This is a genomic window from Blautia luti, assembly GCF_013304735.1.
Classification (GTDB): Bacteria; Bacillota; Clostridia; order Lachnospirales; family Lachnospiraceae; genus Blautia_A.
The window spans coordinates 1-13,351 of sequence record NZ_JAAITI010000035.1; the positions used below are offsets into that span (position 1 = coordinate 1).

General features: G+C 39.0%; 23 protein-coding genes. 20 read left to right on the forward strand and 3 right to left on the reverse strand.

Annotation, left to right across the window (positions count from 1 at the left end; translation table 11 throughout):
• The 6 genes from G5B06_RS14805 to G5B06_RS14830 all read left to right on the forward strand — a co-directional run.
• The coding region (locus G5B06_RS14805; protein ID WP_139148866.1) for a hypothetical protein at window positions 1–299 on the forward strand (299 nt) is incomplete at its 5' end.
• On the forward strand, window positions 299–595 hold the full coding sequence (locus G5B06_RS14810) for an LPS biosynthesis protein (protein ID WP_173762513.1): 297 nt from the start codon (window positions 299–301) through the stop codon (window positions 593–595). The genes G5B06_RS14805 and G5B06_RS14810, both read left to right, overlap by 1 nt.
• A 123-nt stretch (window positions 596–718) precedes the next feature.
• A complete protein-coding gene (locus G5B06_RS14815) occupies window positions 719–1,156 on the forward strand; it encodes a radical SAM mobile pair system MarR family transcriptional regulator (protein ID WP_173762512.1) in 438 nt (145 codons plus the stop codon).
• Window positions 1,153–1,842 carry a radical SAM mobile pair protein A gene (locus tag G5B06_RS14820; protein ID WP_119235475.1) on the forward strand — a complete coding sequence of 230 codons (690 nt, stop codon included), beginning with the start codon at window positions 1,153–1,155 and terminating at the stop codon, window positions 1,840–1,842. The genes G5B06_RS14815 and G5B06_RS14820 overlap by 4 nt, the downstream gene beginning before the upstream one ends.
• Entirely contained in the window at window positions 1,830–2,738 is a 909-nt protein-coding gene (locus G5B06_RS14825) for a radical SAM mobile pair protein B (RefSeq protein WP_119235476.1), read from the forward strand. The genes G5B06_RS14820 and G5B06_RS14825 overlap by 13 nt, the downstream gene beginning before the upstream one ends.
• A complete protein-coding gene (locus tag G5B06_RS14830; RefSeq protein WP_173762460.1) occupies window positions 2,704–2,913 on the forward strand; it encodes a hypothetical protein in 210 nt (69 codons plus the stop codon). Before G5B06_RS14825 ends, G5B06_RS14830 begins: the two co-directional genes overlap by 35 nt.
• 105 nt (window positions 2,914–3,018) lie before the next feature.
• Here the strand turns inward: G5B06_RS14830 and G5B06_RS14835 are convergent, their stop codons facing one another.
• Window positions 3,019–3,372, reverse strand: a complete 354-nt coding sequence (locus tag G5B06_RS14835; RefSeq protein ID WP_004614173.1) for a cupin domain-containing protein — start codon at window positions 3,370–3,372, stop codon at window positions 3,019–3,021.
• Between the two features lie 140 nt (window positions 3,373–3,512).
• On the opposite strand from G5B06_RS14835, the gene G5B06_RS14840 reads away from it, so the two are divergent.
• On the forward strand, window positions 3,513–3,845 hold the full coding sequence (locus G5B06_RS14840) for a winged helix-turn-helix transcriptional regulator (protein WP_008373705.1): 333 nt from the start codon (window positions 3,513–3,515) through the stop codon (window positions 3,843–3,845).
• 91 nt (window positions 3,846–3,936) lie between these two features.
• Window positions 3,937–4,146: a DUF6219 family protein gene (locus G5B06_RS14845; protein WP_008392833.1), complete on the forward strand. Its 210-nt coding sequence runs from the start codon at window positions 3,937–3,939 to the stop codon at window positions 4,144–4,146.
• Window positions 4,147–4,258: 112 nt separating this feature from the next.
• Here the strand turns inward: G5B06_RS14845 and G5B06_RS14850 are convergent, their stop codons facing one another.
• Window positions 4,259–6,019 carry a diguanylate cyclase domain-containing protein gene (locus tag G5B06_RS14850; RefSeq protein WP_294414261.1) on the reverse strand — a complete coding sequence of 587 codons (1,761 nt, stop codon included), beginning with the start codon at window positions 6,017–6,019 and terminating at the stop codon, window positions 4,259–4,261.
• A 407-nt stretch (window positions 6,020–6,426) separates the two neighbouring features.
• On the reverse strand, window positions 6,427–6,681 hold the full coding sequence (locus tag G5B06_RS14855; protein WP_243279015.1) for a helix-turn-helix domain-containing protein: 255 nt from the start codon (window positions 6,679–6,681) through the stop codon (window positions 6,427–6,429).
• Window positions 6,682–6,970: 289 nt separating this feature from the next.
• Between G5B06_RS14855 and G5B06_RS14860 the strand changes: the two genes are divergently transcribed.
• The 12 genes from G5B06_RS14860 (at window position 6,971) to G5B06_RS14915 (ending at window position 13,296) form a co-directional block, all read left to right on the forward strand.
• Window positions 6,971–7,264, forward strand: coding sequence for a type II toxin-antitoxin system RelE/ParE family toxin (locus G5B06_RS14860; protein WP_148445662.1), 294 nt, complete (start codon window positions 6,971–6,973; stop codon window positions 7,262–7,264).
• Window positions 7,257–8,336, forward strand: coding sequence for a HigA family addiction module antitoxin (locus tag G5B06_RS14865; protein ID WP_173762511.1), 1,080 nt, complete (start codon window positions 7,257–7,259; stop codon window positions 8,334–8,336). Before G5B06_RS14860 ends, G5B06_RS14865 begins: the two co-directional genes overlap by 8 nt.
• A gap of 89 nt (window positions 8,337–8,425) precedes the next feature.
• Entirely contained in the window at window positions 8,426–8,707 is a 282-nt protein-coding gene (locus G5B06_RS14870) for a hypothetical protein (RefSeq protein ID WP_148445658.1), read from the forward strand.
• A gap of 20 nt (window positions 8,708–8,727) precedes the next feature.
• Window positions 8,728–9,120, forward strand: a complete 393-nt coding sequence (locus G5B06_RS14875; RefSeq protein WP_243279014.1) for a hypothetical protein — start codon at window positions 8,728–8,730, stop codon at window positions 9,118–9,120.
• Between the two features lie 24 nt (window positions 9,121–9,144).
• Window positions 9,145–9,750, forward strand: a complete 606-nt coding sequence (locus G5B06_RS14880) for a DUF1349 domain-containing protein (RefSeq protein WP_173739559.1) — start codon at window positions 9,145–9,147, stop codon at window positions 9,748–9,750.
• 94 nt (window positions 9,751–9,844) lie between these two features.
• Complete coding sequence (locus G5B06_RS14885; RefSeq protein WP_148445654.1) at window positions 9,845–10,657, forward strand: alpha/beta fold hydrolase; 813 nt, start codon at window positions 9,845–9,847, stop codon at window positions 10,655–10,657.
• 72 nt (window positions 10,658–10,729) lie between these two features.
• On the forward strand, window positions 10,730–11,485 hold the full coding sequence (locus G5B06_RS14890; protein WP_059086554.1) for a 4Fe-4S binding protein: 756 nt from the start codon (window positions 10,730–10,732) through the stop codon (window positions 11,483–11,485).
• A gap of 84 nt (window positions 11,486–11,569) precedes the next feature.
• The gene (locus tag G5B06_RS19270; RefSeq protein WP_274602767.1) at window positions 11,570–11,692 is read left to right on the forward strand and encodes a hypothetical protein; all 123 of its coding nucleotides are present in this window, start codon (window positions 11,570–11,572) and stop codon (window positions 11,690–11,692) included.
• A gap of 139 nt (window positions 11,693–11,831) precedes the next feature.
• On the forward strand, window positions 11,832–12,050 hold the full coding sequence (locus G5B06_RS14895; protein ID WP_173762510.1) for an aspartate dehydrogenase: 219 nt from the start codon (window positions 11,832–11,834) through the stop codon (window positions 12,048–12,050).
• Window positions 12,051–12,075: 25 nt separating this feature from the next.
• On the forward strand, window positions 12,076–12,438 hold the full coding sequence (locus tag G5B06_RS14900; protein WP_015526476.1) for a YccF domain-containing protein: 363 nt from the start codon (window positions 12,076–12,078) through the stop codon (window positions 12,436–12,438).
• Window positions 12,439–12,651: 213 nt separating this feature from the next.
• The gene (locus G5B06_RS14910; protein ID WP_173762509.1) at window positions 12,652–12,867 is read left to right on the forward strand and encodes a hypothetical protein; all 216 of its coding nucleotides are present in this window, start codon (window positions 12,652–12,654) and stop codon (window positions 12,865–12,867) included.
• Between the two features lie 18 nt (window positions 12,868–12,885).
• Window positions 12,886–13,296: a peptide deformylase gene (locus G5B06_RS14915; RefSeq protein WP_173762508.1), complete on the forward strand. Its 411-nt coding sequence runs from the start codon at window positions 12,886–12,888 to the stop codon at window positions 13,294–13,296.
• Window positions 13,297–13,351: the final 55 nt, after the last annotated feature.

Sequence of the window (13,351 nt, forward strand, 5' to 3'; positions counted from 1 at the left end):
ATTCAAGAGAAAAAGTTAAGAATCTGCTTAAAGATGCAAATGAAAATGGCGTAAAATTAAGTCATCAGGCACCAACACTGTATGATGTTGTCCCAAAAGAAGAAATTACTGAATTTGAAGAGCTTATGCGCAAAACCATAGCTGACATTGTATCAGAAGCCAGTAGCATTGCCTGTTGGGTGTATGTGCAGAAATATGTGAAACAGAAAACTCTTGACGAAATGCTGCAAGAATTGCCAGGAGCAGGCCAGTTTATCATTGTCATGGATACCTGGTTCGAAAGACTGATGGCGGAATAATGGATGCAATGGTAGAATTTCATAAGGGAAATCGTGTCGAGGGGCTGAGACTGCAAGAAGAATTTGCAGCGGAATTTCGTAAGGAGTATAAATACAAAGATCACTGTCCTTGCCTGAAAGCCTGTCGTTATCACGGAAACTGTAAGGAATGTGTAGCAATCCACAGAGCGCATCAGGAACATGTTCCTAATTGTATGCGACCATTGATTAATAAAAAATTGAAATTGATGTCAGAGTTAACAGAGCATACCTTGGCAAATGAAATAGAAGCTCCACATGAGATTTTAAGAAAATAGGCAAGTCAAATTCCAGTTTGGAGAATTGAAAAAACGGAATTTACCTATTAAGACATATAAACTCTTGACAATAAAGCTCCTATATAGTATGTTTTTAATAAACTACTATATAGGAGCTTTTATATGGAAATGAATGGAGGATTTCTTGTCACCAAAATAAAACAGCTTGGAGACCGGATTTTCGAGAAGATTCTCAGTGAAAAGAATATTGATGCGTTTAATGGAGCCCAGGGACGTATTCTTTATGTGCTGTGGCAGGAGGATGGTATCCCAATCAGGTCACTCTCGACTAAATGCGGATTAGCGATAACATCTCTTACTACGATGCTGGAAAGAATGGAAAATCAAGGGCTGATAAGCCGTGTTCAGTCTGAAACGGACAAAAGGAAAACACTCCTGTTTCTGACTGAGAAAGCACATGCCTTAAAGGGCGAGTACGATTCTGTATCTGATGAGATGGGCAGTATTTACTACAAAGGTTTTTCAGAGGAAGAAATTACCCGGTTTGAGGAATGCCTCGACCGCATCAGAAAGAATCTTGAGGAGTGGCAGAAGTCATGAGTATTTGTATCAAAGATCAGATTCAGAACATGAATATCGTCATCGGCTGCACAGTGGGGTGTACATATTGCTATGCCCGCAACAACGTGAAACGCTGGCATATGATTGATGACTTCGCTGACCCTGAATTCTTTCCGGGTAAGCTCAAGATGATGGAAAAGAAACGTCCGCAGAACTTTCTTCTTACCGGGATGAGCGATCTCTCCGGATGGAAGCCGGAATGGAGAGACGAGGTATTTGCAAAGATCCGTGAAAATCCACAGCATCAGTTCCTGTTTCTTACCAAGCGCCCCGATCTGCTGGATTTTGATACCGATCTGGAAAACGCATGGTTTGGCGTTACGGTGACGAGGAAAGCAGAACGGTGGCGTATCGACGCCCTTCGGAAAAACGTCAGAGCAAAACATTACCATGTTACCTTTGAGCCGTTATTCGATGATCCCGGCACAGTTGACCTTTCTGGAATCAATTGGATCGTTGTCGGCACCATGACCGGAGCTCAGAGCAGGAAGATTCATACGGAGCCGGAATGGGCATGGTCTCTGGCGGACCAGGCACATAAGCTCGGCATTCCGGTGTTTATGAAGGAAGACCTTGTCCCTATCGTAGGGGATGAAAATATGATTCAGGAAATGCCGGAAGAATTTAATAAAGTGTTGGAGGTGCAGAGATCATGGAAGAAGTAATAAATGGAATCCTCATTCGTGAGGTGGAAACAAAGAACATCATGACTAAGTCCAGTCTGCCGGTAGGCGGTTACTCGGTCAATCCCTATGTGGGCTGTACACATGCCTGCAAGTATTGCTATGCTTCTTTTATGAAGCGCTTTACCGGACACACGGAGGAATGGGGCACTTTCCTTGATGTGAAGCATTGGCCGGAAATTAAAAATCCGAAGAAATATGCCGGACAGCGTGTGGTCATCGGTTCTGTGACGGATGGCTACAATCCACAGGAGGAGCAATTCGGGAATACCAGAAAACTTCTGGAGCAGCTGATCGGCAGTGACGCAGATATTTTGATCTGCACAAAGTCTGATCTTGTGGTACGGGATATTGATCTGCTGAAAAACCTTGGACGAGTGACCGTTTCATGGTCGATCAACACACTGGATGAAAATTTTAAGAACGATATGGACTCTGCTTCGAGCATTGAGCGGCGCATCGCTGCTATGAAGCAAGTATATGATGCAGGTATCCGTACAGTCTGTTTCGTATCTCCGGTATTCCCCGGCATCACGGATTTTGAAGCCATCTTTGAGCGGGTAAAGGATCAGTGTGATCTGTTCTGGCTCGAAAACCTCAATCTTCGGGGCGGCTTTAAGAAGACGGTTATGGATTATATCGCCGGAAAATATCCTGACCTTGTACCACTTTACGACGAGATCTATAACAAGCATAACCGCAGCTACTTTGAAGCACTTGAAGTAAAAGCTGAGAAAATGGCTAAGAAGTATGATTGTGCCTTTGTGGATAATGAAATGCCTTATGGCAGAGTCCCGCAGGGACATCCGGTGATCGTAGATTATTTCTATCATGAGGAAATCCGTGGGACAGAGAATACCGGAAAAAGAAATCGCTAACTTCCAGTTTGTAACGAAGATATTTGCGATGAAAGAAATTAAGATTGAGTTATTGGGGATTGCAATAATACTTTTAGGAATTGCTGTGACAACAAATAATTTTTGGGGATATGTCCTAGGTGTTCTTGGATTTGGCGTCGCTGTAGTTGGCTGTTTTCTAAAAGATAATCACTGATAACTTCTTGTTTGAAAAATTGAGAAAACGTAATATTGAACAAAAAGAAATGCACAGTTCTTAGCTTATCGTGAACTGTGCATTTTTGTAAATAAATACTTTTAATTAGCCGATTACGGCATCCTCTGCTGTAAAATGTTCCAGAGAATTTTCTTTTACCTGAATGCAGATATAAGTAATTCCAGAAATATCGGATGCAAAAAACTGACGCTTTGCAGCAGGTGCGATTTTTAGCCAGTCTCCAGTTGAAAGGCTGATTTCTTCTCCATCAATTATGGCTTTGCCGTTACCTGAAAGAATTCCATAGATTTCTTCATTTTCTTTATGAGAATGAACAAATGGGACATTTGCTCCTGCAGGTAGTTCGTTTAAACTGATTTCTGCACCTGTTAAAGACAACTTTTCATGCAGTTCAATTCGGTTTTCCTTTCCAATAGTTGTTTTTGTGTAATTTGCCATAATAACCTCCATAGTTAATTTGTAGTTTCTGGTTGCTTGGTATTAGTATAGTGTGAGACACATACAAAAACAAGTACGCACCTTTTTGTAACTGTACACTCAAAAATGAATGTGTTACAATAGACTCGGAGGTGAGAATTATGCGAGCAAAAGAAGAATTACCGGAATGCCCAGTTGCAACAGCAGTATCTCTTATCGGAGGAAAATGGAAACTGCTGATTTTGCGTAACTTGAAAGAGCGTCCATGGAGATTCAATGAGCTACAACGAAGTATAGATGGTATTTCACAAAAGGTTTTGACAGATAGTTTAAGACAAATGATGAGTGATGGGCTGGCATATCGCCACGATTACCATGAGCAGCCACCGAGAGTTGAATACGGCTTAACGGAACTCGGAACAAAAATGCTTCCAATTGTTAATTCACTTGCTGACTTTGGTAACTACTATAAATCAATTATTGAACAGAATTAAGGACGTTAGTATTTGAAAAGCTTGAACAATTCAAGTTTGTATATATCTTTTAAAAGGTATATGATTAAGAAAAACGGCAGGAGGTATCTGAATGAAATCACATAAATATTGGTCTATCGGTGCACTGATTACAATGCTTGGAACTTTTTATACAGGTTATAAGGGATCAAAAGAAGGCCATAAGTACTTTGCAGCAAGTTCTTTGCTTTGCATGATTATGGCTATTTATACAGGACACAAGATGATTTCTGGTAAAAGTAGGAAGAAAAAAGAAGTTTCAGTAGAGAGTGTTGAAGATTAAAAAACAAAATATTTTAATAAATAACGCCGGTGCGGGATTTTTGATATCCAGTACTGGCGTTATTTATTCTACAGGGGCTTGGGGGTGCAGCCACCAAATATTCGTGTTTTTTTTATCTTGCGAATTTATCATTGTAACGAATATGCATATCTTCCCAATCCATGAACAATACATAAAATACTTTCCCGTATTGCGGGCTCTCTACAATTCTTCCATGATCAAGAACAGAAAAATAAGTTCCGTCAGCTTTTCGAAGATGAAAGTGAATATAGTCATTTTCATTGCCGTTGTCAATCTGTTCCCAGATACTTGATTCTATCTGTTGCTGTTCATCTTCACGAATCAAGTTGCGAAAACTTTTCTCAGTAAGTCTGAACAGTTCATCTATATCTTTATATCCGGACATATGAAGAAATTCATCATTTGCAAAAATTAGTTCATCATCTTCTTTGTCAGCTTTGTATATGATGAATGCACCTGGAAGATGTTCAGAGATATCCTTGAATGCGAATCCAAGTTGTTTGCGGGCACCTGACCGAAGTCCTTCTCTGTAGACCATACATCCATTTTTTCCATGAAGCTTTATTTCATAAAGAGCGGTATCTGCGCAGCGCATGAGTTGTGAACGATTGGATGCAAATGTTGGATATTCTGCATATCCTAGAGAAATATAAAATGCATGTTCCTTACCATGGTATGAGAATGATTTAGGAAGTTTGGTGAATTTCTGCAGCTGTATATCTGCTTCTGCAAAGGTACAATTTGGTAAAAGAATGCAGAATTCGTCACCACCATTTCTTCCGAGTAATGCATCGGATGGGAAAAAAGTCTTCATGCTGTCTGCAAGATTCTTTAGTGCCCTGTCTCCGTAATTATGTCCATATATATCATTAATAAACTTGAAATCATCGATATCAAGGAGCGCAGCCACAAAATGTGTTTTTGGATTTTTTTGAATCATTTTTTCTGCAAATTCATCAAATCCATAGCGGTTATAAATATTTGTAAGAGAATCTGTGCGCGCCAGTATCTGAAACTTTTTCTTATGTTCTTTTGCTACTAACCATACTCTGGTAAGAACTGACAGGAGAAGGCTTATTGTAAGAAAAATTCCGATGATGATTATCAGTAATGTGGCATTTCTCCATCCACTTTTAGGAGTTACTTCAAATTTCCAGTTTTCGTCTCCTATTGTAAATGTATAAGAAACAGGACGATTTATTTGCCCATCTGATTGATAAACCACTTTATAAGTGTCACTCCATGGAGCGTCTGTTTTTGAAATTTTGTATTCGTATCCAAAATTTGAAAGTGCACTGATTGAATCTGAAAAAATATCCGGAACACGCAGGATAACAATAGTAAATCCCCAGAAATACTCATGTCCGTTTTTATCTTTCAGGTATATGGGATTGCGGACTGCAATTCCATATCCTCCCTGTTTTAATTTGAAGGGGCCCTGCGTAATGATTGTATGGTTGTCTCTTGCGTAACAGGAAATTTTTCCGCGGTCTTTATCATGGATCAAATCAATCTTACCTGCCTCATTTTCATTAGCCGGATAAATATCTGTAACAACACCATTAGGAGCGAGCTGTACACTTTCAATAGAATCAGACATAAGATTTCCTGCAATTGTTTCAAACTGACGGATTTCGCCATCTTCACTTATTAAGATTTGTTTCAAGGTATCTGTGATCTCAATTCCATTTGTAATTTCATTCTTTATTTGTTCGCCATAGGTGGCTACGTTTAATTGTGCTGTTATGTGTCTCTGCTCTTTTTCGTGGGTGTCTGTTTTGTATACAATCAAACTAATAAGGCATATGCCCAGTAAAAAAGTGATAAGAGGCACAAGTGTTTTCTTTTTCACTTGGTTCACCTCATTTTGTCCATGGGAATTATTATAATAAAGCATTATATCACAGAAGTTGAAAAACAGAATAAGTTTTATGAAAAAAACGAACTGTGCAAAATCTTTATACATCTATGACAGAAGAATGTATATCGATAGGGATTTGTGAAATCTATATATTTTAAGAAGGAGCCTTGGAATCATCATAAATATCCTGTATTTTTGCTTTTACAGCTTTACGATGTTTTTCTGTATCAGAAGGTACGTGGTGGAGCCATGCAAGATATCCTGAGCGAGAGACACCTAAAAATTTCAACATTCCGGAGACGGAAACCCGGCGTCCAGCCTTTTTGGCAGCTTCCGTCTTCTCAGACACTTCAAGATAAATGGCTTCCGTCATTTTCCCAGAATGTTGATTGCTTTTTTTAACACATCAAGTGTATCTTGGGCATCACGTAATTCACGTCTGAGACGGGCAATTCCTTCTGCTCATCAGATGCATAATTACCAGAACTACGAACAGGAATATCACCTGATTCCCGGAAGTTTTTCATCCATTTTGTTAATGTGCTGTATCCGATGCCAAGATTTTCTGTACATCCACGTACTCCGAGATCTTTGTGATCCTGATAGTACTGGACTGCATCAAGTTTAAATTGTTTGTCATGTTGCTTTGCCATATGAGATCCTCCTTCAGCATGCCTCTATTGTATCATGCTTATGTGTATTTGGAATTTCTCATTTTGGTTTGTACTATTTATATTCTAGCACCAGAGGTTGAAGCCAGAAAGCAGAAGGAAATGGAAGAATAATTGTGAAAAGAGTGTGTGAATTATTGACTAGAGCCTCTCCTGATGGTATATTTAGATTACCCAACGGGTAATTTGAAAAGGAGGGCAAACGTGCAGCTACTATACAATAACAGCAAAGTTCAGAAACAATGTACCGATTTAAAGACTGCAAAAAAAATTGTTTGGCGGGAATGCTGCATTAGCAACCAGCCTATTTGCCCGAATAAATGCTATGCAGCAGGCGAGTGTAATTAAGGATATAGTAATAATGCCGACGTTTCATTTTCATAAGTTGAGTGGCAATATGGATGGATTTTTTGCTATAGATGTAAAAACGAGAAGAGATCCATGGCGTATTATTATTCAGCCATTAGATGAGAATGAAGAACCTTATGATCCTTGTAATATTGATGAAATTGCTGGTGTGGTTAGAATTGTTGAAGTAAAGGAGGTAAGTAACCATTATGAGTAATTATATTGAATATAATAATAAGATTGCTTTTCATCCTGGATACTATATCAGAGAAATCATTGAAGAAAGTGGACTTTCTCAGAAAGATTTTGCAAAACGATTAGATACCACGCCAAAGAATTTAAGTATTCTGGTACGTGGGGAGCAAAGCTTATCAATCGATATAGCCATGAAATTATCTCGAATGTTAGGGACTAGTGTTGACTACTGGCTGAATCTTCAGAAGAGCTATGACGCTTTGATTGCTGAGTTTGAATCATCCAAGGAATTAGAGCAGGAAAGAAGAATTTTCAAATACTTTCAGTACACATATTTCAGAGAGAATTTTGGATTGCCTGATCTTCCGAGAAAAACAAATGAGCAGATTAAGTGTCTACGTGAATTTTTAAATGTTGCATCATTATCTGTTTTTACAAAGCAAAATATGACAGTTAGTTTCCGAAGTGCATCTGAGGATATGAAAGAGACTAATACTGCCAGAGCAAATGCAATGGTTCAGATCGCAATTAATCAGGCACTGAAGATAGAAGCACCTAAGTTTGACAAAAAGAAGTTTGAAAAAGCTGTTGATTATGCATTGACATTAACAACACAGCATGGTGATTTTTATCCACTGATTAGGAAGGCCTTTGAAGATGCGGGAGTAATATTCGTAATACTTCCAAATCTTCCGGGTTCAGGAATAAATGGTGCAACCAAGAAGATTGGGCAGAATGTAATGCTGATGGTGAATGACAGACGTTTCTATTCAGATACATTTTGGTTTACTCTGTTCCATGAGATTGGCCATATTATTAATGGTGATTATGGAATTACGTTTGAAAATGAGCACGCTGGACAGGAGGATGCAGCAGATAAATATGCGGAAGACAAATTGATCCCTCCGCGAGAATATGAGGCTTTCGTTAGAATGAATGAGTTTAGCGAAAATGCTATCCGCAGATTTGCTGAAAGAATTGACAGAGATCCGGGTATTGTCCTTGGCCGCTTGCAAAATGATCAGATTGTTCCATTTACAAATGTTGCACTGTCAAAAGCATTAAAACACAAATACAAAGTAATAACATCATAAAGAAGTATATAACTTGAGGTCGTCTACCGTTATCCACGATAGATGGCCTTATTTTTTTATCCATTTGGGGAGAAAGGAGGTGAAAGCGATTGGAGGAATTTAAGGCGAAAAGACATGCGGTCAAAAAGATGACCCGAAAGGGACTTGTAGAAACAGATTCCAGAGAAGGGATAGTGAAGGAAACTGCGGAAGCAAAGTCCGATGGAAGGCGCATCAATGAGGCTGACTTTGTGTGCACCATCATTTGGTACCGCACGCAGTACATGAATTATATTATCCTGGGAATCGCTGAATTCATGTTAGTAGGCGTATTGGCTGCAGGAGCATTTGTCCTGGCATTGGAGTCAGAAGTGAGAAACTGGCAGTGCTGATGAGAGGATACCTGCAATTTATGAAGGCAAATCTGAGAGAAATTATTCACTATATTGACGAGTCAACACTTGAAAAAGCGAAGAACGAAAAAGTTCAAAAGCAAGAGTCTCCCTCAAAGATGTCAAAAGACGTAGAGGAGTCTGTTGATAAGATGTTCTCCAATCGTAGGAGCAAAGCATATTCTGAATGGAAATCAAATCAAGATACACAGCCATTTAATGAAAATATAGAGAAGGAATACCAGAAGCTTTTGGAAACACTGTCTTCGGAACAAGAGGAAGTGCTTACGAAGTATTGTGATGAAATATTTGCCAGCGGAGCAGAGACAGAAGAGTTTTTCTATCGTCTGGGTATAAAGGATGGACTGAGATTAAAAAGTACGGTAAAATCTGTATTAGAAATGATGTTGTGAATTGGGATTTGGAGGGATAATGAGATGAATATAAAAGATTTTAAGTGGACGAGAGAACCTGATGATTACACGCTGACAGATGACAAAATTGAGATTATTACACAGCCTGGAACTGATTTGTGGCAAAGAACTTACTATCATTTCCGCAATGATAATGCTCCGGTTCTGCAGATAGAAACAGAGGAAAAATTTTTTTCATTTATAGTGAAAACTGATTTTAAGGAAAGCCATCATCGCTTTGATCAGTGCGGTGTGGTTATGTATCTTGACAGTGAGAATTGGTTGAAAGGTTCTATAGAATATGAGAATGACTATTTTCAGCACCTGGGAAGTGTTGTGACAAACAATGGATATTCAGATTGGGCAACTACGGAAATTGATGCAGAGATTAAATCTATGTGGTATCGTCTCAGTAGACGTGAAGATGATTATTGCATTGAATATTCTGAGGATGGAATACGGTTTAAGCAAATGAGGATTTGTCATATGTGGGCTGGTGCAGGAAAAATCAAATTTGGAATTTATGCATGCAGTCCGGAAGATTCATCGTTTAAAGCGGTATTTACAGATATGAAATTGACGGAGTGTCAATGGAAAGCCCACGATGGTCAAAAGCCGGATGAGATGTAGCAGACTGTATTTGATATAAAAAACCAATATGAAAATAGTTAAAGTTTTTCAGTTTGTGTAACTGAGAAAAATGAAAATTGCGGAGGTGGATTTGTTGAAGGAAAGTACATATCAAACTCCTTGCGGAACAATTCACTATTGGTCAAATAATCTGAGTTTGGATACAACGACGCTTGTATTTTTACCAGGGCTGACTGCTGATCATAGATTATTTGATAAACAGGTTGAGTACTTCGATGGAAAATATAATATTATTGTATGGGATGCACCGGCTCATGCCTCTTCCTGGCCGTTCCGCTTTGACTTTGATCTGTTTGATAAGGCAAAATGGCTGAATGGGATTCTTGAAAAAGAAGAAATCATAAAACCAATTATAATAGGTCAATCAATGGGAGGATATGTGGGACAGGCTTATGCACAATTGTATCCTGACCGGCTGGCAGGTTTTATTTCCATTGATTCAGCACCGCTGCAGAGGAACTATGTGACAGCAGTGGAGATCTGGCTTCTGAAAAGAATGGAACCAGTATATGCACATTACCCATGGAAGTTGCTTTTGAAATCCGGAACTGAGGGAGTTGCAACTTCTGATTATGGCAGAAATCTGATGAAGGAAATGATGCTGGTCTATGATGGTGATCAGCATCGTTATGCCCAAATTGCCGGGCATGGATTTCGTATTCTGGCAGAGGCAATGGAAAAGAATCTGCCATATGAAATCAAATGTCCTTCCCTGTTGATATGTGGTACAAAGGATCATGCCGGTTCATGCATAAGGTATAACAGAGAATGGCATCGAAAAACGAAAATTCCTTTAAAGTGGATTGAAGGGGCCGGTCATAATTCTAATACAGATAAACCGGAGATGATAAATAGTTTGATAGAAGAATTCCTTTCAAACATATAAAGACTATTGAAAACAATTGGTCAACCGTTATAAAAGGACAATAGACAAATCGGAATCCGTAGGAGGATCATTATGAGATTTTATAACATATTTTTCAGCCCGACAGGGGGTACAGAGAAAGTAGCAGATATTGTTGCGAAAGGGACGAAGCTGGATGCTGAAGAAATCGACCTAATTAAAGAACCAGATAAACTCATGAAGGTGAAATTTGAAAAAAAGGACCTATGTTTGGTTGCTGTACCGTCTTACGGTGGACGCATTCCATCAGTTGTAACGGATATGTTCCGCAAAGTAAAGGCAGATGGTACGAAAGCAATTCTTGTGGCAGTATTTGGAAACCGTATGATTGATGATACTCTATTGGAACTACAGGATGTTCTGGAGGCATCAGGATTTGTATGTATCGCAGGAATGGAGGCAGTCGCAGAGCATTCCCTGATGCACCAATTTGGAACCGGACGCCCGGATCAGCATGATGAAAAGGAATTGCTGGAATTTGCCGCAAAGATTATGCAAAACAGCGAAGCACAAAGGACACCTGCATTTCCGGGAAACAGACCATATCGAGAATATGGTGGTGTTCCACTCAAACCTGTTGCAAATGGAAAATGCACTTCCTGCGGTCTGTGCGCAAAAGAATGCCCGGCAGGTGCCATTCCGTTGGACAATCCAAAGATGACCGATAAGGATAAGTGCATTTCTTGTATGCACTGTGTAGCAGTCTGTCCGAAGAAAGCACGAAATTACAGTAAGCTTGTCAGTTTTATCGCTGGACTGAAAATGAAGAAGGTTTGTTCCGGTAGGAAGGAAAATAAATTGTATTTATAATAGGGCGAGCAATACAATGAGAAACATGTAAATTCCAGTTTGGAGAATTAAGAAAATCGGAAGTTGTAGTAAAGGAGGTTTACAATGGGGTTTTGGATTTTTATGTTGATTATGGATTTGCTTCTTCCATTTACGATGATTGGTTTTGGAAGATATTTTATGAAAAAGGCTCCAAAGGAAATAAATTCAGTATTTGGATATGACTGATACATATGTTATTGATGTGCAGGATCCAGGAAATGCATTGGATGCGTTGATGTTCGTACTTGCGATTGATGCAGAAAAATGTTCCAGGAATTAGATAGTTGATCTTGTTGTCGAAGATATTCGGAGATGGGGAGGTAGCATGGGATTATTCAAAAAGAAAATCGTGAAAAAAACATATGACCGAGAACATATGAAACCTGTTATTCGTGCAAGCATTTGCACCGGAGAAGAAGTAGCAGAATTTAAAGATATACGGACCGGAAAAATCGAAGAAATCATGCTGATCAGATCTCCAGAGGACTTAGAAAAATTCAAAGAGATATATGAGATAATAGAGGAAATTGCAAAAGAATATTAAACATTGATAAGGAGGATGTGTTGTCATGAGAACGATAGGTAATATTCTTTGGTTTATATTTGGAGGATTACTGGGCGGTTTGGCCTGGGTTTTTGCAGGATGCATATGGTGTATTACAATTATTGGAATTCCGGTAGGTCTGCAATGCTTTAAATTTGCAACCCTGGCATTCTGGCCGTTTGGAAAAGAAATCGTGTATGGAAATGGCATGTTTTCGTTTCTGGTAAATCTTATATGGATTATATTTTTTGGATGGGAAATGGCACTTGGAAACCTAATAGTTGGTTGCATTTGGTGCATTACGATAGTTGGAATTCCATTTGGAAAGCAGTTTTTCAAGATGGCAAGACTCTCTTTTATGCCATTTGGGGCGAGTGTAATAGGATAGAATATGTGAGGTCTTATAGATGAAAAATGAAATAATATTATTTACGGATGGTGATATTAATATTGAAGTTCAAATAAACCCTGAACAGGAAACAGTCTGGTTGACACAGAAGCAAATGGAAGAAAGATATTATTGAGTATCGTACGATGGAATATTATCGGAGAAGGTATGTAGAAAACTGATTCTTAATATTATCTCCAGAGGAATTGAGTTATGATGTACACAGTAAAACGAATCGATGAAGATCTGAATTTTGGTTGTGAAGAACGACCGGATGATGCACCAGTCATGGCAATAGTGACTCTTATGGATTCTTCAGGAAAAGAAGTGACAGTAAAAGCGGAGGACGCCAGGCTCTATGAGCGTAATATCAATGAAGGAGACAAAGTTTGTCTCGATGTAAATAATAAATTGGAAAAAGTAGAATGAAAGCTACAGGGAGAAAAAATGGTAAAGCAAATTGTAAGAGACATTTTCTTTTTAGGCCAGCCATCTGAACCAGCCACGAAAGCAGATATTCAGGTTGGAAAAGATCTGCAGGACACACTGCGGGCAAACCGGGAACGGTGCGTTGGTATGGCTGCAAATATGATTGGTGTAAAGAAGAATATCATCATTGTAAATATGGGATTCATAGATGTTGTGATGTTCAATCCGGTGATTGTTTCAAAGCGTGATATGTATGAGACAGAAGAAGGCTGTCTGTCTCTGGATGGTGTTCGTAAGACGACCAGATACCAGGAAATTGAAGTAGAATATTATGACTTCAACTGGAAAAAACAGCGCCAGAAATTGTCAGGATGGACAGCACAGATTTGCCAGCATGAAATTGATCATTTGTCTGGAAAGATTATTTAACCGCATGCGGATTGCGAATATTCGCTTGACTCAAAGCGGATTGTGAGGTGACGGA

Bases quoted from the DNA above. Each gene is read 5' to 3' on its own strand.
- G5B06_RS14880 (WP_173739559.1), top strand. From the start codon at position 9,145: ATGAATATAAAAGATTTTAAGTGGACGAGAGAACCTGATGATTACACG.
- G5B06_RS14820 (WP_119235475.1), top strand. From the start codon at position 1,153: ATGAGTATTTGTATCAAAGATCAGATTCAGAACATGAATATCGTCATC.
- G5B06_RS14855 (WP_243279015.1), bottom strand. From the start codon at position 6,681: ATGGCAAAGCAACATGACAAACAATTTAAACTTGATGCAGTCCAGTAC.
- G5B06_RS14915 (WP_173762508.1), top strand. From the start codon at position 12,886: ATGGTAAAGCAAATTGTAAGAGACATTTTCTTTTTAGGCCAGCCATCT.
- G5B06_RS14910 (WP_173762509.1), top strand. From the start codon at position 12,652: ATGATGTACACAGTAAAACGAATCGATGAAGATCTGAATTTTGGTTGT.
- G5B06_RS14825 (WP_119235476.1), top strand. From the start codon at position 1,830: ATGGAAGAAGTAATAAATGGAATCCTCATTCGTGAGGTGGAAACAAAG.
- G5B06_RS14810 (WP_173762513.1), top strand. From the start codon at position 299: ATGGATGCAATGGTAGAATTTCATAAGGGAAATCGTGTCGAGGGGCTG.
- G5B06_RS14815 (WP_173762512.1), top strand. From the start codon at position 719: ATGGAAATGAATGGAGGATTTCTTGTCACCAAAATAAAACAGCTTGGA.
- G5B06_RS14835 (WP_004614173.1), bottom strand. From the start codon at position 3,372: ATGGCAAATTACACAAAAACAACTATTGGAAAGGAAAACCGAATTGAA.
- G5B06_RS14895 (WP_173762510.1), top strand. From the start codon at position 11,832: ATGGGATTATTCAAAAAGAAAATCGTGAAAAAAACATATGACCGAGAA.
- G5B06_RS14840 (WP_008373705.1), top strand. From the start codon at position 3,513: ATGCGAGCAAAAGAAGAATTACCGGAATGCCCAGTTGCAACAGCAGTA.
- G5B06_RS14845 (WP_008392833.1), top strand. From the start codon at position 3,937: ATGAAATCACATAAATATTGGTCTATCGGTGCACTGATTACAATGCTT.
- G5B06_RS19270 (WP_274602767.1), top strand. From the start codon at position 11,570: ATGGGGTTTTGGATTTTTATGTTGATTATGGATTTGCTTCTTCCATTT.
- G5B06_RS14900 (WP_015526476.1), top strand. From the start codon at position 12,076: ATGAGAACGATAGGTAATATTCTTTGGTTTATATTTGGAGGATTACTG.
- G5B06_RS14865 (WP_173762511.1), top strand. From the start codon at position 7,257: ATGAGTAATTATATTGAATATAATAATAAGATTGCTTTTCATCCTGGA.
- G5B06_RS14890 (WP_059086554.1), top strand. From the start codon at position 10,730: ATGAGATTTTATAACATATTTTTCAGCCCGACAGGGGGTACAGAGAAA.
- G5B06_RS14875 (WP_243279014.1), top strand. From the start codon at position 8,728: ATGAAGGCAAATCTGAGAGAAATTATTCACTATATTGACGAGTCAACA.